The following is a 16,099-nucleotide window of genomic DNA, read 5'->3' on the forward strand; positions in this document are numbered from 1 at the left end:
TCACCTGCTGATGACTGATCGCGCGCGGGTCCGGGAAGACACCGAAGTTAAACGGGGGCACCCAGGTGCCCGTCGAAGATTTTCTTTCCGCCGCAGATGGTGGTCTCATCCACGACCGTGGCGCCGCACAAATAGGAGCGGACCAGCACGACCGCGGCGTCCTCGGGTGCGGCAGATGCGGCTGCTGGCGACGGCTTCCCCAGATGTGGAATTCGAGCACATTCATCTGGACGCCCGCGATCAGCCCAGCCAAGTCATCGACCACGAGATGCGGCTTTCCTTACCGGACACCTTCTCCAACTGGCCATCATGGATGGCCCTGGGCACGCTTGACAGTCTGTGCTTCTGAAAGAAGGTCTGCTGCAGGTCGCCGTGAGTATCGCGCACCAGCGACAGCGGCCGATCCTGAATGTGCGGCAGCATCTTCTCGGCGACCACTGCGTAGTAGGCGGCGAGTGTGGATTTGGTCACCTTGGTGCCTGGATACATGACCTTGTCCGGATGCGTCAGCTTGACGCCGACAGCAGCGGCGATCTCCTTGCCGGATCGAGATTGGCCGAGTCTCTGGGCCGTTTGCGCCTTTTGTTGAGAGTGCCGTCTACTCGGACATGAGGAACTCGGATACATGTCAATACGCTGCCTGGGATTCGGTTGCATGCCCAAGCACCGCGCCGGCGACCGTCGGCGCTCAAGGAAGAACGGCGCATAAGCCGCAGTCCTGCGCGCGGCCGCAACAGCGGACAATTGTCGCGCGCAGGACGGAGGAAATTCGCCCCCCGCCGCGGGCGGTGAACAGGACAGCCGTAGGAGCGTCAGCATAGCGCCGGCCGCAGGACGGGACGCGGGACCGACTGTCCCCGTCCGCGGTGGTCCGCATGTTTTGGTTCGAAGCCCACCGGCTGAGATCGCGCAGTTCAGTTCTCGACAGTCCGACCGCTGATCCGCGATGATGCAAACAGGATTGAACCACACCAGAGCCGAGTTTGGCTGCAAGAAATCGATCTGGTCTTGCACCCTTTCGGCTTCTTCCTCAATTGCGTTGCAGCTTGTGAATTCCAAGCCTGACAGGCCCTCCCCTGTCACAACTCGTGCAGAAAAGCGCTCGCTCGACCGAACTGACAATGCGGCTTTTCCATAGCGCTCGATGAGGCGTTTTGCCGTTGCATGGTGCGAACATGATCTGCAACAAGCTCGCAACACATGCCACTCGCGAAATGTCGAGCGCCCATACAGGCCACCGTGAACGCTGCCAGGCGCTCCCAAGCGTCAACGCCGGTTGCTGTTTAGCTGGCGACGTCCCTTGGCACGCTTTCGGTCGGAGAAAAGCGAATATCCGCCGTCCTCCCGAAATCTGCAGCGACGCATGAGCCCCGGGCTTGACCCATTGCGTCGCCGAGATTTATTCCCTTGGGCGCCGGCATGGCGTGCCCCAGGAACCTCTTCCACAGTCGCTAGCCAATAGCGGGGCTCGAATTGATGCGGCTGAGCCCACAAATTGGTCGATCGCGCGGCCAATCGAAAGCCATGAAGAGAGGTGGAAACCCTGTAGTGCCGAAGTATCACGTTGAGGGGATGGATGGTGCTACGCAGACGGCCATACGGACAGTCAACGCCCATGTGGGCCGGTAAGCATCCGAACGCACTCTGCGCGCAAGTGAACCCCTTGCGCTAACGCTTCGACGCGCCATCAAAGCATTGACCATGTTGAGGGGGCGATCGCACCGCTGATGGTCAGCGAAGGCCAACAAGTGGTCCGGCTACCCTTGGAGCCAATCCGCATTTCTGGCGATTTTTCCCTGGAGCAATCAGTGCATTGACATGAACTCGGCCGTTTTATTGTTCCTTGCTGAGTGCAGGTAATCGTGCCGGAACTCAGCAAGAAAGGCCAGTCCTTCCCAATCATGGATGGTCAATTGGCCATTCACAAGTGATGTAAGGTGCTTCTCCCGAAGAGACTTGAGCGTGCGGTTGATGTGGACTGCCGACAGCCCTGTCGCCTCGCCAAGGTCAGCTTGAGTCACACCAAAAGCGCAGGTTTGATCGGACGCAAGTCCGGCATCTTCCATACGTAGCATAATTTCACAGAGAAGGTGGGCCACTCGGCCAAGCGCTTGGCGCTTCCCGACATTGACCACCCATTCGCGGAAAATCGATGCATCAACCAGTGTCGTTCGCCAAAGATTTGCCGCCAGCCTGGGGTGGCGTTCGCAGAGCAGCCGGATAGCCGAGTGATCTATGAAGCCAACACTGCAAGCGCTCACCGTTCGAACGTCGCTATCCAACAGATCGAGGTGCAGGCTCAACAGATCGGGCATGTCGCCAGGCACATGATAAGCAGTGACCTGACGCTTCCCGTCTCCTGTTACCTTCGAGGTGCTGGCTAAGCCAGCCAGGACCATTATGCACCGGGACGGCTGGTCGCCTTCCCGAACCAAGTTCTGGTTTGCGCCAATCGCAACGATCCTTATTCTTACCGCGTCGAGAGCTTGACGCTCACCTGACGTGAGGGTGAAGGCACGATGGAACTTGGCGGTTAATGGGCTTTGATAAAGCATGTCGGCTCTCCGTTTGGGCGGGAGCGCTATGGTCTCTCAGTCACCCGCGGCCAGCAGAACGCGAATGATGCCCGACCTTATATCATAAACACCGGACCGACTTAACCTGTGATAAGTCTGGCACTGCTTCGGATGGTCCTTTCCTCCATCGGCAAACACAGGCTCAACAGGATTGGTGCTTAGAGGGAAGCGGCCCATCATCGGGCCTCGTGTTGCGCAGCTGCGGCAGCAGCTATAATAGATCGTTCTCAAATTCGAGGACTCACACCATGACCGACGCCCCGACCACGCCCCTGAACTGGTAGAACTCACGGCGGATGTGGTATCGGCGTACGTCAGCAACAATCCCGTGCCGGTCGCGGGTTTGGCGGACCTGATAGCCTCAGTGCACGCGTCGCTGTCTGGGATTGGCCATCGCGTGGCTGCCGCGACCGAAGAACCAGTGCCTGCGGTAAATCCAAAGAAGTCAGTATTTCCCGATTACATCATCTGTCTTGAAGATGGTAAGCGGTTCAAAACCCTTCGGCGACATCTGCGCGTGCATTTCGGTCTCACTCCTGACGCGTATCGAACGAAGTGGAACTTGCCATCCACTTATCCGATGGTCGCTCCCAACTATGCGGCCTCACGGTCTGCCATGGCGAAGTCGATCGGTCTGGGTAGGAAGGCACCGCAGCCCACGGCAACTGCAACGGGCAAGGCAAGGCCGACGGCTAAGGCTAAAGCGTAGCTTCCGCTATCACACCATTACCACCGCGGCACCAATCGGCGATGTATGCATCGCGGCGGACCTGTCCGCTCTTGGCCGGTGCCCACCCAGGTTCCCCAACCCATGGCGCCGGCCATTTGTGCCCACACCTCAGCTTCGTATTGCTGCCCAACCTTTTCTTGTTGTAGGCCGCTTACGACGTTAATCTCCGCTTGGCCTGATTGCTGGGAGGCAACGCCATGGCTGACATAATTCCAATTCGCAAAGCACGCCTTTGTGTCGAAGTTGGCGAACCCTGTGGCGAGTGGTTTGTCCGCGTGATCGAGGAAGACCAGGAACTCACCCGATCATTCAAGCTCGAATCCTATGCCTTGGCCTTTGCAGAAGGCCAAAGGTCGCGTCTGCATCTCAACACGTTTTCGCGGCTGTAGAGCAAGCCTATGCAGAGGTCCGCAGGGTTACTGGCGAAATTTGGGCGATAGCATCGAAGCCATCGCCGGCCACATTGCGACCATGGAAACGCGACAACTGCACCAATTGCTCAAGTCGTTGCCATCGAGATCGGAAATCGCCAGCGCGGAAATGGTGATGGGCATCCTCGTCTATCGAGAGGTTGAACTGCGCCGCCGGCGGGGGACGGGCGGCAACGTGCTGCCCTTCCCCGGTCTCGGGACTCCACCTATCCAGCACTAGGCAGCGACGCCGGACCTGTAAGAGGCCATCGGATAGCGAATCCCTGTCGGTGATTGTTTCACGGCCTTGAGCAGCACTTCATGCGGATCCTGCACGGCCTGGTGATTGTCGCAGATCGGCGACAATCGGGCCAACGATTGCCTTGTGCAGCCGTTCCGCCTCGATCTTGAAGCGGGCGAGCTGTTCCTGCGAAACGTGTTGTGAGGGGTTTTCGTCTTGACCATGGTAGCGAACTCCGTTGAGGGGATCGCCGCAAACGGTTCTTGCACAAAAAAGCCCGTCGCGGTGAGCGACAGGCTATTATGACATCAGGGGATTAGAACTTGTAGGCGATGCCGAAGCGAACCTCGTTGGTCTTCAGATCAACGTCGGCATTGACCAGACCACCAAAGGATTCTGTACCGAAGTCGGTATAGCGATACTCGCCTCGCAGCAGCAGATTGTCGGTCATGGCATAATCCAAGCCCACGCCTATCGTCCATCCTGTGAATGTATCTCCGAACGAAGGTCCGCCTCCATTATTACTTATGTCGACATCGCCAAACGCAACGCCACCCGCAATATAAGGAAGAAAGCGATCAACGGCATATCCTAGGCGCAGTCTTGCCGCCGCACTCCAGTTGAGTTCTTCGGTGGCGATGCCGCCCGGGATCGGGATACCAGGAGCGCTGAAGACTTGGCCGCTGCCATCAACATTCGCATATACGACGTCCAGCTCCGCGCCAATCACAATGTTATTGGACATCTGATAGTTGTAACCGGCGTAGACGCCACCAAGGAACCCGTCGGGATCTGTGTCGACAAAGCCCGGCCCACCGATTTCGTCTATGTTGCCATTCCCCCAAGCATAGCCTGCCTGTAGGCCGACGTACCCACCCGTCCAGCTAAAGACCGGCGCGGCTTCTGCAACGATGGCATCGGCAGCATACGCCGACGAAGCCAGCAGAGACAACGACAGACCAAGAAGCAGCTTGTTCATAGGTGATCTCCTGTAACTACCTTTTTGGTAGCAGAGCGCGCCGATTGATGCAGTTGTTTTTCTGCCACAGTTGGCCGAATTCAAATCGGCCGCCCGCACTTACATGAGAACCTTATGCCAACTCGCTGGTGGCGATCGGATCGCCCCTCGCCACAGTGGGAAACTGCTCGGCCACCCAACTGTCCAGAACCTTCAGGCCCGGGAACACTCATTCCGGTATCCCAGAATTAACATCGAGGAGGGTACGATAAAGGCTGTCGACCTCCTTGTCGTCGAACGCCTCGGTCAGCTCGCTTTCCGCAATCCCCTCAGCCTCCGCGTCGGCGATTAAGCGCTTTGCGAGCTGCTCGATCTCCGCTCGCTCTTTCGGCGCACCGGCGTCGGATAGATCGTGTTTTTTTATCCATTGGTTCAAAAATAGGACGGCCGGCTTGCTCATTCGGGAACACCTGGGGCAAAGTGCACGACGGCATCGACCAGCGTCCGATATAGGCTATCAACCTCTTCGTCGATCTCTTCGCGCTCGATCGTCAAGGCTTTAGCGTCGGCATACAATTTGTGTATGTACTCACTTACCGAAACGGCGTCGGTCTTAGCCGTTTCGGGGAAATTGTTGCCGATCCAGCGATCGAGAAAGTTGACGCCGCGTGTGCTCATGAAGCCTAAGCTCGATCCAGCGCTTAGGTTCCAGCAGGCGCTCGACGGCAGCTTCGTCGACCTCGGCTTCCATTTCGTCGTTGACAGTCTTGGTCTTGCCGAAGGCGGCCACCGGCTCACCGTCAAAGCCCTGCAGCCACGCGTCGGCATGCTCTCCCCAGTAGGCTGGCACCGCACGTCTCCTTGCCATCCTTGCTCGCTTGGGCGTACATCCAGGCGTAGGTGGCGCGCTCCTGATCTTTCCTAGCCACGGCCATCTGTGTCATCCTCTCGGAAGTCCTGCAGTGAGGCGTGGCGCAGGTCATCCTCGCCGCGCAGGTGCTTTACGCGGCCGATCAGCCCCGGCTTGACCCATTGCGTCGCAGGCCGCTTCATGACGCCCTTGGGCGCCGTGCCTGGGTGCTCTTGCGTTTCCATAGCTCTCGCGCATTTCCCGGTTCAAGGTGACGAACGCGCTGCCGACATAGCGCCCTGTGCCCCGCTCGGCCATGAGAGCGAAAGCCGGCTTGTCCGCTTCACGCTCGACGCCGAGCAGATCGAACTCGTCGATCGCATAGCACTTGGCCTTCAGCCAGTTGGCCGACGGACCGCTGCGGTATTTGCTGTCCTTCCGCTTCGACACCATGCCTTCAAGTCCGGCTTGGTCGAGCAAGTGGAGGATCGCCTTGGCTTCGCCGGGCAGAGGCTCGCTGAACTGAATACGCCGCCCGGGCTTGATCATGCTGGCCAGGATCTCGCGCCGCTCCTCAAGCGCCATGTCGCGCAGATCGTGCCCATTGAGGTGCAATAGATCGAAGACGACGAAATAGAGGTCTTGCTGTCGGCGGGTGATCGCTTTGCGCAGGTCGCCGAAGTCCGAAAGGCCAGCTTCGTTCAAGACGATGATCTCACCGTCGACAATCGCGCTTTCGGCACCAAGACTCTTTGCCTCCCCCACCAGGTCGCGATATTTCGCGGTCCAGTCGTGGCCGTTGCGCGTATAAATGCGTGTGCCGTCTTCATCGATGATCATCTGCGATCGGTAGCCGTCGAACTTGACCTCGTGAGTCCAGCCTTCACCCTCGGGAGCTTCTCCACAAGGGTCGGCATCAACGGCTCGATGAACTTCAAACGCATGCACTGATCCGCCCTCCGGCAATTCAATAAGATTAAGCTAAAATAGTTCCGAAACCGGAAATCAGCCTCTTGGGTGCAACAAACACGTCAACTCGGCGTTGCGGGATGAGCGAAGGAGGAATCGATATGGCCGACGACAAGAGCAAGCGGGATTTTCGCGATCGGGACCGTGTCTCGGCCGATGAGGATTATGAAGTCGAGTATTTCGCAGCCAAGGCCGGGATCACCCCGCAGCAGGTCAAGGAATTGATCGCGAAGCACGGCAACCAACGCGAAACGCTGGAGCGAGAAGCGAAGGCTCTGCGGAAATAATGACCAGGCTATCGGATCTCGGCAGACCAATAATTGGGCACCGACATGAAGGCCCGCCCGCGAGCGAGCTCGATCATTTCATGCCTTGCCCTGTTTGCGGCCAACAGATCGATATGCGCGACTTTCGCCAGGTCGCTTATCATGCCGATCCGGATCACGATCAGCCTCTCGAACTAGACGCTTAGGAACACAAGTGCCAAAATACCACGTTGAGGAAATGGATGGCGATACCGTGACGGCTACCCACATCGTGCACGCGACAACGCCGATCAGGGCGGCGCGGGAAGCGACGGAGCGCGACGTCACCCTGCGCACCAGCGAACCCATTTGGATCAGGGTTGCCGACGAGAAGCGCGGGCACGTCTTCGAATACAGTTTCAGCCTGTAGCTGGCGATCCAACCCGGCTGAGTTTGGATGGCCTACCATGCCGTCGACTTCGATACGCAAGTTCGACTATGACCCGAACACCAGGGTTCTCTCGGTTTGGTTTGTAGCGAGCGGGAAGCATTACGAGTTTTTGGACGTACCTGCTGAGGCCGTTGCCGCGTTCAAAGCTGCCTTTGCCAAGGGCGTCTATTTTAACAGCCACATCCGCAATCGTTATGCATTCCGGCTCGCGGCAGGGAGGGCAGCAGCCGCGTCGGGCGATTGACAGAACTTCAGATTCGAGGCGGCCCGCGCCATCGCAGGGGAGCAACTGTGCGAATTGACCAGGTTCCGAGGGCAAACGAAAAGCCGGCCGGCCGGGCCAGCGGGCGCGTATTATACTAAGCTAGGTGCTGGGCCTATTTGCCCATCATCATCGCAGCTTTGCAGAAGTTTTCATGGACCTGTCGGACAGGTCTGCCACGACGCGTGACCCACGGCGACGGGTCGGCAAACAGCGCACTCCTGCGCATCCACTGGGCTTACGAAGTCGGTCGGCTGCTCTGCGATCATAGTGCCTTATCGGAGAACCGCGCTGAGCTCCGCGCAGTCACCGGTCCTGCAATACGGCCGGATCTATGATCAAAGCGCTGAGCAGGAGCCATTCGGGGTCTACGCCTGCCGCCCGGTATTTATTGTCACAAAAAGGGGAACAACGGCAGCTCGGCCGTGTTGGGCCAGTTAAGCAATATTGCAGGAGCACAACATGCATTTCGTCAAAGTGCTTTTGGCTGCGATCGCCATCGGTCTCATCAGCCCGGGGGCAATGGCTCAGACCGCGACGACGTCCCCGCAGGAATTTGTCAAAGCAGCTGCGAGTTCAGACATGTTCGAGATCCAGTCGAGTGAGTTGGCGCTGCGGAAATCGAAGACATCACGAGTGAAGGAATTCGCTCGCATGATGATCAAGGACCACACGAATTCTTCCAAGCGGCTCATTGCGGCGGCAAAGAAGGACGACGTCGCAGTGGCACCGGAGATGACAAGCAAGCATGCTGCCCAATTGGAAGCATTGAGCAACGACAGCAGCGGGGCGTTCGATAACGCCTACGTCGACGCCCAGGTTGCAGCGCACCAGGAAGCCCTGACGCTGATGACCTCCTATGCGGAAAATGGTCAGGAAAAACATCTGGCGGCCCATGCGAAAAAGACCGCGCCGGTCATCCGGCAGCATTCCAAACATGCCCAGCAACTGAGCAAGAGCGGTTCTCAGGGCTGAGTGGATCTGGCCACGACGTTGGTTCTTCGCGGCGCTGTGGAGTCTGTGCCAACCCTCTGGCACTGCCTCCGCCCCCAGGGACGCTGCAACCTTCAAGCGGTCGTCGATGCAGGAACTCTAAAGGGTGCGTCGCTCAGGTAGTCCGGCGTGCAAGCACCAGCGTCGTCGAATTTGCCAAACGAACAGGAGACCTGACATGCCAAAGCAAAACGAGACCTCGCATTCGAGACGAAGTGACTTCGCCAATGATGAACCCATTCGCCCGGAGGATGCCGCCGTGTTGGACAGCCCCGTGGGCCACGAAGACAGGCACGGCGCGGAGCCAGGTTTCGGGGGAGCCGACGATGTCGACCAGCCGATCGGCGCAAGGCCCCGCAGCGAAATTACCGGTCGTCATGATGAAGGGGCAGGCGCCAATGAGACGATCGACGGCTTAAGCGAAACCGAGGAACTGACCCGCAGCTACGCCGAGGACATACCAACCGGTGACAATGATGAGGAGGAGGAAGACATCCCTGTCTTCGAAAGAGGCCGAAGCAACACCGAACTCTGAGCGCGCCAGGTTGAACCCCGCACGGTGAGGAACATGACAATGAGCACATTCGGACTTCGGGTTGCGTCTTTGGGGCTCCGGGCTTTTTTGGGACTGGCGGCCTCGCTGACTTTGGGCGTCGAGGCATCTGCGCAGACAAGTCAGCCCGCGCAGCAATCCGGCGACTCGTCGCAAACAGCCAAGCAGGGTCGACTGCCGGCGCAAGGATCGTCGCCGACCGCCAAGGATGATGTCGGCGTTGACGTCTCGCTCGGCCGGCCGGAGGTGAAGCAACAGGTTGCAAGACATCTGGGAGTGGCTGAGACCGAGTTGCCACTGGCGGTGCACGTGCCGATCGCGCTCGCTTCGCAAGTCTGCGGGCAAGAGGTATTTACCGCCCGCGCCAATGTAAACCGAAGCTGCACCGCGACGAAATTCATTCCGGAAATCGCCGAGGCGGCACGCAACCATCCACAAACCTCCGCGGTACCGGAGCAGTAGCACCGAAAATGTCCGAACCCGGCGCGACGGTCGTGCCATGCTTATCCGAGGGTAGCGCTCCAACCCGGGGTAATCAGCCAGCCCCACCGCCGTCTGTTTTTGGCGGCATGCATGATGGCGTTCGCCGCCATCTCTTAACCAATGTGAATGCTGTTGCTCCGCAGCCACGCTACGAGATCCTGTCCGAAGCGGAGGCAGGCAGATGCCACTGGAATCCCTGATCGATCAATATGTGAGCAGCCGCAAGCGGCGGGGTCTTTTGTCGATACGGCATGCTCTCGAGGCGTTGAAAGAGGCCGTTCCGGCGCTGTCGATCGGCGAAAGCCATCTTGTCAATATGATCGCCGAGCGAGCGCTCGCCTTTGGCCTCGCCATCCACTTCGATCATTCCGGCGAGAATGCCGGGTGTAAGACATCCACGAGAGCGTCTGCTGACGAGGAACTCGGTGTTCGCGTAGCTTCATTGCCTGGTGGGCGGATCTTTCCGAGGCTGCTCCCGTCCGTGTTCTGGGCGGGTGGTGAAGGTCGCCGACGCGATGCCACGGCGTGCGCCGACTCCACCCCGGCATTCGACAAGCTCCTCCAGCTTTCGCCAGTTGGAGCTTTCGTCTACTCGCAGCAGCCCTAGCGAGGCTCGATCAGCCTCCGCGTTCGGCGGTCTCGGGTTTTGCTCCAGCGGGCGGTTCGGGCCGGCGAATTGAGGTTGAAAGGAGAAGATGATGACGGACAACAAAACCGAGCGTGATTTTCGCGACAGGAACCGGGTCTCGTCCAACGAACGCAACGAACTCTTCCATTTTGCCCAGCAGAACGGCATCACGCCTGAGCAGGTGATGGAGCTCATCAAAGCCGTCGGGAATGACCGCGCCTCGTTGCGGCTGCGAAGGAATTGAAATCAGTTTCCCGGGGCGGCTCGCTTACGGCATGAAGCCTCGCTGCCGAGGAGAACCTTGAGCCGTGGTGAGAATTTGAGTGTAGCATCATCCTGACGCACACGCGGAGCAGGTCGAGCGTGAAAGTGACAATTGTACCCCTGCCCAACATGCGGCAAGCGCTGGAGGTTCGAGGCTGCGCAGATCGGCTATCGTCACCCCGAACCATAATCCACTCCAACCCGAGTCCTGGACGCACGGCGTGGCACCGAGCCTACTTCCTGCCGTCGTTCAATAATAATCCCGCGCCGCAGTCAGCCAGCGAGATCACCGTCGTCTGCCGGACGCGTGTCGGCTTCCAAACTGACAACGCACCGCCTTTGTAGCGACGCTTTCCAGCCACGATCACCTGCGCAGCTTTGCCGCGCTCGCTGCGCACCAATAAATTCCATCTCCTTCCCTCACACTGATCTTGTTCAGGCGGTCGTTTTGCCGCTGCGGTAGGCGCTGTCCTTCCGCTTCGATCGCGGTAGCGCCCAGTATCAACGCTGCCAGATCAAACCGCACAATCAGCACCTCAAAGCTGATCAGCAGAAGCAGCAGTGAATCAGGACCTCGTCGATCAGGGTCAAAGGGCCAAGCACATATGTCTGGGCACGGTGACCGTGGCATAGCCGGCGCTGCAATGACGGCGTCGGTGCCCGTCTTGTGGAGCCGGAAAGCCCAACTAAGAAAACAGTCGGCGGTGCCGATCTCGAAGAAATTCTAGGCCGGCACGGTGAACAGGCTGGGGGCCGCATCGCGATCTAGGGTTCAGCACAACTCCGGCGACATCGAGACGATCGACCTCAGCCCGGTCGGCGGCCCTCGGCCACGTCCATGACCAGCACGCGCAGCATGGTCAGCTGGCGCTTACCCTCCATGGCGCGCCCGTCGGCGACGGTCTGTCTCTTTCGGCTCAGGAAAACGTCACTCTGAGTTTGCTAAACGCGGTGCTGGACCGGTTACCACGCGTCAGATCTGGATCATCACCTTGCCGGCCTCGATTCTCATCGGATAGATCGCGAGCTTGACGCAGACCGGCGCGCCCTTGACCTGGCCGGTCGCAGAGCGGCCAATGTGCTTCAAGGCATTCGATGACGTCGTCGATCACCAGCCCTTCGGCTAGATGCGCCTTCTCATGGGTCCAATATCCGTCGGTGGCGAAGAACTCGTCATCGGGCGAGCAGCAAACCGCGAGGATCGAAGCAGATGACATCCTCTTTCGAGATGTCGTCCACCGCGCACGCTTCAATCCAGTCAGCCATCTCCGGCTCCGGCAAAATTCGCTATCGCTATTCAGCGGCCGCCGACATATCCACCTGGTGAAATTCGCCGCGATAGGGTCTGGCTGTCGGTGGCAATTTCCGCTTGAGATAAAAATCCTCGTATTTCAGCTGTCGAAGCAGCACCGGCCAGACCTCGCGATAGGCATGCCAAATCGACGGGTTCGGCACCGGCAAGTCGTGCTTGATCAGCTCGTGCAGTCTTGGCAGCGCATGATAGGGCACCATCGGGAACATATGGTGTTCGACGTGATAATTCATGTTCCAGTAGATGAAGCGGCTGACCGGGTTCATGTAGACGGTGCGCGTGTTCAGCCGGTGATCGACGACATTGTCGGCCAGGCCGATATGCTGCAGCAACCCTGTCAGCACCATGTGCCAGCTGCCATAGAGGCGCGGCAGGCCGATCAGCACGAGCGGCAGCAGCGACCACGTGAACAACGCCAGCCCGACTGTCGCCGCATAGATGGCGACATGCCAGCGCGCAGCGATCACCGCCTTGTGCTGCTCCATCTCGGGGATATAGCTCTTCTCTTCATCGGACAGCTTGCCGAACGCCTGGCGCACCAGCGTCGGCAGCGAATAGCGGAAATCGAGAATACCGGTGAAGGCGAGCGCCGCCCGCAACAGATCTGGGGGACGCATGACGGCGATTTCGGCATCGCGGCCGACGATGATGGTATCGGTGTGATGGCGGGCATGGCTCCAGCGCCATTGCACGGGGTTGCGCATCAGCATGAAGCTTGAGATCTGGTAGACGACATCGTTCATCCAGCGCGTCCGGAACGCGGTGCCGTGGCCGCATTCGTGCCAGCGCGAGTCGCTCGACGAGCCGTAAAGCACGCCATAGACGAACAGGAACGGCACCACCCACCAAGTGCCCCAGAACCATACGATGCCGGCGGCCGACACCAGGATCGCCGCGACCCAGATGATCGTGTCGCGGATCGCCGGCCCGTCGGAGCGTTGCATCAACTCCTTGATCGCCCTGCGCGGGACATCGGTGTGATACCATTCGGCCGAAGCCAATCCGGTCTCGATGGCGCGCTTGGTGCTTTCACCGACCAGGCTGTAGTCGCGCTTCCTGCTTGCCGTCATCGTCATCTCCGTTTCCCGCCTGCGCTCCGCAAGGGCCGCCTGGGGTCGGCCGGGCCGCGCCTGCTTCCGTATTCCGGCGCACTTCCCGCCCGCCGCGGCAACCGATCGTGCGTTTCAAGCCGGTCACGCCTGCAGTCTCGCAAAAGCGCCCGACGGCGCAGGGTAATCCTGTTGCGGCTGCCGGGCGATCGACCCTATCCTCGCTTCCGCTTGGGCGATCTGACCGGCACCGTCGAGCACCCGGAACACGGCGTCATAGGAGCGGCTTTCGCCATGGTCCAGCCAGATCATCTCGCCCCGTTCGCGCGCGGCGAGATTGCCCAGAACATGATGCGTCGAGGGTTCGATTCCCAACGCATATAGGCCTGCCTGGAAGTTCTGCCACTGATAGGTGCAGGGCAGCTGATCCTTGCGGGTAACGACCTCGAAGCCGAGCCCCAGTTGGTCATTGACGACGGCCACCGGCACCTCGCCCGCCGCATCGGCGCCAAGCTCGTGCTCCCAGACCTGCTCGCTGAATCCCAGCTGCGGCGCCGGCACGGTTCGGTAGCCGACCTTCTGCGCCTCGTAACGATCGCCGGCGTGCGCCGCCCAGACGACATCCCGGATCGGCGCCAGGTAGCGCGAACCCTCGTCGAGCAAGGGATGGCTGACGTTGACGTGATAGAAATACATGTGCGGCGTGCGGCTGAAACCATGATTGACGACGCGGTCCGAAAGGCGGATCTCGCTGCCGCCGACATCGGCCTCGATGCGGCGCAGCAAATGGAGATCCTCGCCGAACACGGTTGCCTGCTGGACAATGCCTTCCGCCCACAGCACGCAGCGGTCGCCGTCCCAGGCCTCGCCGTAGCCGGTCAGCCGCGCCGGCACGGTGCCGATGCGGCCATGCAGCGAGTGCAATACCCGCTTGCGCCCCGGATAATTGTAGCTTTCGGCCGGCACGTCTTGCCGGCCCAGTATATGGTCGAGGCCGCAGGTGACGAGCAGCCCCGAGAACGACCGGCCAAAGGCGAAACCGTCCTCCCCTTCATGCTCGTGCAGTCCGGGCTGGCGAAAGCCGCTCGGCGAATGCCAGCCGATCGCCTGGCCCCGGAAGTCGCAATCGGCGATATCGAGCGCCCGGTCGACCAGCGCCGTGAAGCGCAGGCCGGAGCCGGTGCGGAACTCGAGCATCCGGATGCCGCGCTCCACGCCGTCGCCGAGCGTCATCAGCCGCACGCCGGCAAACTGCGACAGCATGCCGGACCGCTCGGCCACCTGCCTTCGCGACAGCGTCTTGCCGTAAAGCTCTACCATGCGACGTCCTTCACTTTGCCCTCGCCTCCTTGAGCAAGGCCGACATGTCGGCGCCGGTGATGATGCTTTCCACCGTCAACAGGTCGGTGTCGGCGACCGTCTGTTCCGCGACGATTTCGCCGCGGCGCATGACGATGATGCGGTCGGCGACCTGGAACACGTGGTGGATGTTGTGGGTGATGAGCAGCACCGAGTGGCCGGCGTCGCGCACCTCCTTGACGAAGCGCAGCACGCCGTGGGTTTCCTCGACGCCAAGATTGTTGGTCGGCTCGTCGAGTATGATCACCTTGGCGGCGAACTGCATGGCGCGCGAGATCGCGATCGATTGCCGCTCACCGCCCGAGAGCGTGCTCACCAGTGCATCGGCATCGAGCTTTTTCGAAATGCCGACCCGCTTCAGCAGCGCCGAGGCGGCGTTGCGAAGCTTGGCGAGATCGAGCGGCGCGAACACGCCGAGCCAACCGAAATTGACCGGCTCCCGGCCCAGGAAAAGATTGCGCGCGATGCTGAGGTCCGGCGCGAGCGATGTGTCCTGATGGATGGTCTCGATGCCGAGGTCCATCGCGTCGCGCGTCGAGCGGATCGATGCCTTCTCGCCGCGCACGAAGATGTCGCCGTGGTCGGCCGGGAAGACGCCGGAGATCGCTTTGATCAGCGTCGATTTCCCGGCGCCATTGTCGCCGAGCAGGGCAACCACCTCGCCTTCGTTGAGGGTGAACGAGGCGTTCTTCAGCGCACGCACGTTGCCGAAGGACTTTTGCAGGTCTTGCAGACGCAGCACTTCCATCGTCAGCTCCTTGCGGCGTTCTTCTGCAGCAAAGCGTGCAGGATGAGCATGGCGAGGATGATGACGCCGACGAAGATGTTGTATGCCAAGCCCGGCACGCCGATCAGCACGATGCCGTTGCGGATGGCGCGCAGCATCAGCGCGCCGACGATGGTGCCGAGGATGGTGCCGCGCCCGCCAGTGAGCGCCGTGCCGCCGACCACCACCATGGCGATCACTTCGAGTTCGTAGCCGGTGCCGGCCACCGGCGAGGCGGCCGAAATCCGGAACGCGCTGATCATGCCGGCCAGCCCGGCCACCACCGAGGTCAGGATGAACAGCCAGATCTTGACCGCGTCGGCCGGCACGCCGCGCGCCACCGCTGCGTTGCGGTTGCTGCCGATGGCGCTGATCCAGTTGCCGAGCTTCGCGTAGCGCAGGATGTAAATCGCCAGCAGCGACAGGCCGATGAACCACCAGAGCGAGGTGTAGAACCGGAACGAGCCTACATTGAAGCTGCCGGCAAGCAGCGTGACGAAGAAGCCGGGCTGGTCCCACGACTTCAGGGGGAATCCCTGCGTGATGTAGAGCGCCGCGCCGCGCACGACGAGCAGCATCGACAGCGTGACCAGGAACGAGGAAATGGCGATCTTGGTGACGATCAGCCCGTTGATGGCGCCGATCGCGATGCACAGCACAAGCCCGGCCAGGAGGGCGACGCCGATGTCGATACCGCCATTCTGCACCAGCAGCATCACCACGACGGGCGCAAGGCCGAACACGGCGCCGACCGACAGATCGAACTCGCCCGCCGTCAGCAGCAGCGTCATGCCGAGAGCGATGATGCCGAGCTCGGGCAGGAACGCCATCATGTTGGATATGTTGAGCGGCGACAGGAAGTTGCCGTCGGCGATGGCGAACACCACGAGTAGCACGATGAGGATGATGAGCGAGGAGAATTGCGGCGAGCGCAGCAGCGCAGACCTGCCCTTCGCTCGCTGCGTGTCGTCGTCTGCTGTGATTGCCATATCTGTCAGGA

Annotated in this window: 22 protein-coding genes and 2 pseudogenes; 11 read left to right on the forward strand and 13 right to left on the reverse strand. The window is 60.3% G+C overall.

Annotated features, from left to right (window positions below; all coding sequences use genetic code 11):
* Positions 1–240: 240 nt before the first annotated feature.
* Positions 241–489 (reverse strand): hypothetical protein, encoded by a 249-nt coding sequence (locus X756_RS137665; protein ID WP_023731690.1) that lies wholly within the window; start codon positions 487–489, stop codon positions 241–243.
* A 1,316-nt stretch (positions 490–1,805) separates the two neighbouring features.
* Positions 1,806–2,555 carry a Crp/Fnr family transcriptional regulator gene (locus tag X756_RS137660; protein WP_023686036.1) on the reverse strand — a complete coding sequence of 250 codons (750 nt, stop codon included), beginning with the start codon at positions 2,553–2,555 and terminating at the stop codon, positions 1,806–1,808.
* Positions 2,556–2,796: 241 nt separating this feature from the next.
* Between X756_RS137660 and X756_RS1000000168265 the strand changes: the two genes are divergently transcribed.
* From X756_RS1000000168265 to X756_RS1000000169100, 3 genes are all read left to right on the forward strand, one after another.
* Entirely contained in the window at positions 2,797–3,285 is a 489-nt protein-coding gene (locus X756_RS1000000168265) for a MucR family transcriptional regulator (RefSeq protein ID WP_084569993.1), read from the forward strand.
* 218 nt (positions 3,286–3,503) lie between these two features.
* Complete coding sequence (locus X756_RS137655) at positions 3,504–3,695, forward strand: hypothetical protein (RefSeq protein WP_023713745.1); 192 nt, start codon at positions 3,504–3,506, stop codon at positions 3,693–3,695.
* Positions 3,696–3,735: 40 nt separating this feature from the next.
* On the forward strand, positions 3,736–3,957 hold the full coding sequence (locus X756_RS1000000169100; protein WP_023731691.1) for a hypothetical protein: 222 nt from the start codon (positions 3,736–3,738) through the stop codon (positions 3,955–3,957).
* A gap of 316 nt (positions 3,958–4,273) precedes the next feature.
* On the opposite strand, the gene X756_RS137650 is transcribed toward X756_RS1000000169100, so the two are convergent.
* The 5 genes and pseudogenes from X756_RS137650 to X756_RS01000000166225 form a co-directional block, all read right to left on the reverse strand.
* Entirely contained in the window at positions 4,274–4,936 is a 663-nt protein-coding gene (locus X756_RS137650) for an outer membrane protein (RefSeq protein WP_023731692.1), read from the reverse strand.
* A gap of 208 nt (positions 4,937–5,144) precedes the next feature.
* Positions 5,145–5,375, reverse strand: coding sequence for a DUF768 domain-containing protein (locus X756_RS137645; RefSeq protein ID WP_023673149.1), 231 nt, complete (start codon positions 5,373–5,375; stop codon positions 5,145–5,147).
* The gene (locus X756_RS0135800; RefSeq protein ID WP_023734069.1) at positions 5,372–5,593 is read right to left on the reverse strand and encodes a DUF768 domain-containing protein; all 222 of its coding nucleotides are present in this window, start codon (positions 5,591–5,593) and stop codon (positions 5,372–5,374) included. The genes X756_RS137645 and X756_RS0135800 overlap by 4 nt, the downstream gene beginning before the upstream one ends.
* On the reverse strand, positions 5,529–5,765 hold the full coding sequence (locus tag X756_RS1000000170165; protein ID WP_023731693.1) for a hypothetical protein: 237 nt from the start codon (positions 5,763–5,765) through the stop codon (positions 5,529–5,531). The genes X756_RS0135800 and X756_RS1000000170165 overlap by 65 nt, the downstream gene beginning before the upstream one ends.
* A 71-nt stretch (positions 5,766–5,836) precedes the next feature.
* Positions 5,837–6,709 (reverse strand): annotated as a pseudogene (locus X756_RS01000000166225) (ATP-dependent DNA ligase).
* A 126-nt stretch (positions 6,710–6,835) separates the two neighbouring features.
* On the opposite strand from X756_RS01000000166225, the gene X756_RS137640 reads away from it, so the two are divergent.
* From X756_RS137640 to X756_RS1000000168280, 8 genes are all read left to right on the forward strand, one after another.
* A complete protein-coding gene (locus X756_RS137640; RefSeq protein WP_023700484.1) occupies positions 6,836–7,021 on the forward strand; it encodes a DUF3606 domain-containing protein in 186 nt (61 codons plus the stop codon).
* A gap of 193 nt (positions 7,022–7,214) precedes the next feature.
* On the forward strand, positions 7,215–7,409 hold the full coding sequence (locus X756_RS1000000169105; protein ID WP_023713737.1) for a hypothetical protein: 195 nt from the start codon (positions 7,215–7,217) through the stop codon (positions 7,407–7,409).
* Positions 7,410–7,446: 37 nt separating this feature from the next.
* Complete coding sequence (locus tag X756_RS137635) at positions 7,447–7,674, forward strand: KTSC domain-containing protein (protein WP_023673160.1); 228 nt, start codon at positions 7,447–7,449, stop codon at positions 7,672–7,674.
* A gap of 480 nt (positions 7,675–8,154) precedes the next feature.
* On the forward strand, positions 8,155–8,667 hold the full coding sequence (locus tag X756_RS137630) for a DUF4142 domain-containing protein (RefSeq protein ID WP_023731696.1): 513 nt from the start codon (positions 8,155–8,157) through the stop codon (positions 8,665–8,667).
* A gap of 196 nt (positions 8,668–8,863) precedes the next feature.
* The gene (locus tag X756_RS137625) at positions 8,864–9,220 is read left to right on the forward strand and encodes a hypothetical protein (RefSeq protein ID WP_023685250.1); all 357 of its coding nucleotides are present in this window, start codon (positions 8,864–8,866) and stop codon (positions 9,218–9,220) included.
* Between the two features lie 111 nt (positions 9,221–9,331).
* Positions 9,332–9,700, forward strand: a complete 369-nt coding sequence (locus X756_RS137620; RefSeq protein ID WP_156941436.1) for a hypothetical protein — start codon at positions 9,332–9,334, stop codon at positions 9,698–9,700.
* Positions 9,701–9,902: 202 nt separating this feature from the next.
* Positions 9,903–10,328, forward strand: coding sequence for a hypothetical protein (locus X756_RS1000000169110; protein ID WP_156941437.1), 426 nt, complete (start codon positions 9,903–9,905; stop codon positions 10,326–10,328).
* Positions 10,329–10,419: 91 nt separating this feature from the next.
* Complete coding sequence (locus X756_RS1000000168280; RefSeq protein ID WP_023731698.1) at positions 10,420–10,593, forward strand: DUF3606 domain-containing protein; 174 nt, start codon at positions 10,420–10,422, stop codon at positions 10,591–10,593.
* Positions 10,594–10,846: 253 nt separating this feature from the next.
* On the opposite strand, the gene X756_RS1000000169115 is transcribed toward X756_RS1000000168280, so the two are convergent.
* From X756_RS1000000169115 to X756_RS137595, 6 genes and pseudogenes are all read right to left on the reverse strand, one after another.
* Positions 10,847–11,014: a hypothetical protein gene (locus X756_RS1000000169115; RefSeq protein ID WP_156935602.1), complete on the reverse strand. Its 168-nt coding sequence runs from the start codon at positions 11,012–11,014 to the stop codon at positions 10,847–10,849.
* Positions 11,015–11,586: 572 nt separating this feature from the next.
* Positions 11,587–11,879 (reverse strand): annotated as a pseudogene (locus X756_RS01000000166230) (Rieske 2Fe-2S domain-containing protein).
* Positions 11,880–11,906: 27 nt separating this feature from the next.
* On the reverse strand, positions 11,907–13,001 hold the full coding sequence (locus X756_RS137610) for a fatty acid desaturase family protein (protein ID WP_023697390.1): 1,095 nt from the start codon (positions 12,999–13,001) through the stop codon (positions 11,907–11,909).
* A 117-nt stretch (positions 13,002–13,118) separates the two neighbouring features.
* On the reverse strand, positions 13,119–14,294 hold the full coding sequence (locus X756_RS137605; RefSeq protein WP_023697391.1) for an aldose 1-epimerase family protein: 1,176 nt from the start codon (positions 14,292–14,294) through the stop codon (positions 13,119–13,121).
* Positions 14,295–14,304: 10 nt separating this feature from the next.
* Positions 14,305–15,087: an ATP-binding cassette domain-containing protein gene (locus X756_RS137600; RefSeq protein WP_023693351.1), complete on the reverse strand. Its 783-nt coding sequence runs from the start codon at positions 15,085–15,087 to the stop codon at positions 14,305–14,307.
* A complete protein-coding gene (locus tag X756_RS137595; RefSeq protein ID WP_050589322.1) occupies positions 15,084–16,088 on the reverse strand; it encodes an ABC transporter permease in 1,005 nt (334 codons plus the stop codon). Before X756_RS137595 ends, X756_RS137600 begins: the two co-directional genes overlap by 4 nt.
* Between the last annotated feature and the right edge of the window lie 11 nt (positions 16,089–16,099).

Origin of the sequence: Mesorhizobium sp. LNJC405B00, assembly GCF_000502615.1 — a bacterium.
Taxonomy (GTDB): Bacteria; Pseudomonadota; Alphaproteobacteria; order Rhizobiales; family Rhizobiaceae; genus Mesorhizobium.

Coding starts and splice junctions, on each gene's coding strand:
- X756_RS137665 (WP_023731690.1), bottom strand. CDS start 489: ATGTATCCAGGCACCAAGGTGACCAAATCCACACTCGCCGCCTACTAC.
- X756_RS137660 (WP_023686036.1), bottom strand. CDS start 2,555: ATGCTTTATCAAAGCCCATTAACCGCCAAGTTCCATCGTGCCTTCACC.
- X756_RS137655 (WP_023713745.1), top strand. CDS start 3,504: ATGGCTGACATAATTCCAATTCGCAAAGCACGCCTTTGTGTCGAAGTT.
- X756_RS137650 (WP_023731692.1), bottom strand. CDS start 4,936: ATGAACAAGCTGCTTCTTGGTCTGTCGTTGTCTCTGCTGGCTTCGTCG.
- X756_RS137645 (WP_023673149.1), bottom strand. CDS start 5,375: ATGAGCAAGCCGGCCGTCCTATTTTTGAACCAATGGATAAAAAAACAC.
- X756_RS0135800 (WP_023734069.1), bottom strand. CDS start 5,593: ATGAGCACACGCGGCGTCAACTTTCTCGATCGCTGGATCGGCAACAAT.
- X756_RS137640 (WP_023700484.1), top strand. CDS start 6,836: ATGGCCGACGACAAGAGCAAGCGGGATTTTCGCGATCGGGACCGTGTC.
- X756_RS137635 (WP_023673160.1), top strand. CDS start 7,447: ATGCCGTCGACTTCGATACGCAAGTTCGACTATGACCCGAACACCAGG.
- X756_RS137630 (WP_023731696.1), top strand. CDS start 8,155: ATGCATTTCGTCAAAGTGCTTTTGGCTGCGATCGCCATCGGTCTCATC.
- X756_RS137625 (WP_023685250.1), top strand. CDS start 8,864: ATGCCAAAGCAAAACGAGACCTCGCATTCGAGACGAAGTGACTTCGCC.
- X756_RS1000000169110 (WP_156941437.1), top strand. CDS start 9,903: ATGCCACTGGAATCCCTGATCGATCAATATGTGAGCAGCCGCAAGCGG.
- X756_RS1000000168280 (WP_023731698.1), top strand. CDS start 10,420: ATGACGGACAACAAAACCGAGCGTGATTTTCGCGACAGGAACCGGGTC.
- X756_RS137610 (WP_023697390.1), bottom strand. CDS start 13,001: ATGACGATGACGGCAAGCAGGAAGCGCGACTACAGCCTGGTCGGTGAA.
- X756_RS137605 (WP_023697391.1), bottom strand. CDS start 14,294: ATGGTAGAGCTTTACGGCAAGACGCTGTCGCGAAGGCAGGTGGCCGAG.
- X756_RS137595 (WP_050589322.1), bottom strand. CDS start 16,088: ATGGCAATCACAGCAGACGACGACACGCAGCGAGCGAAGGGCAGGTCT.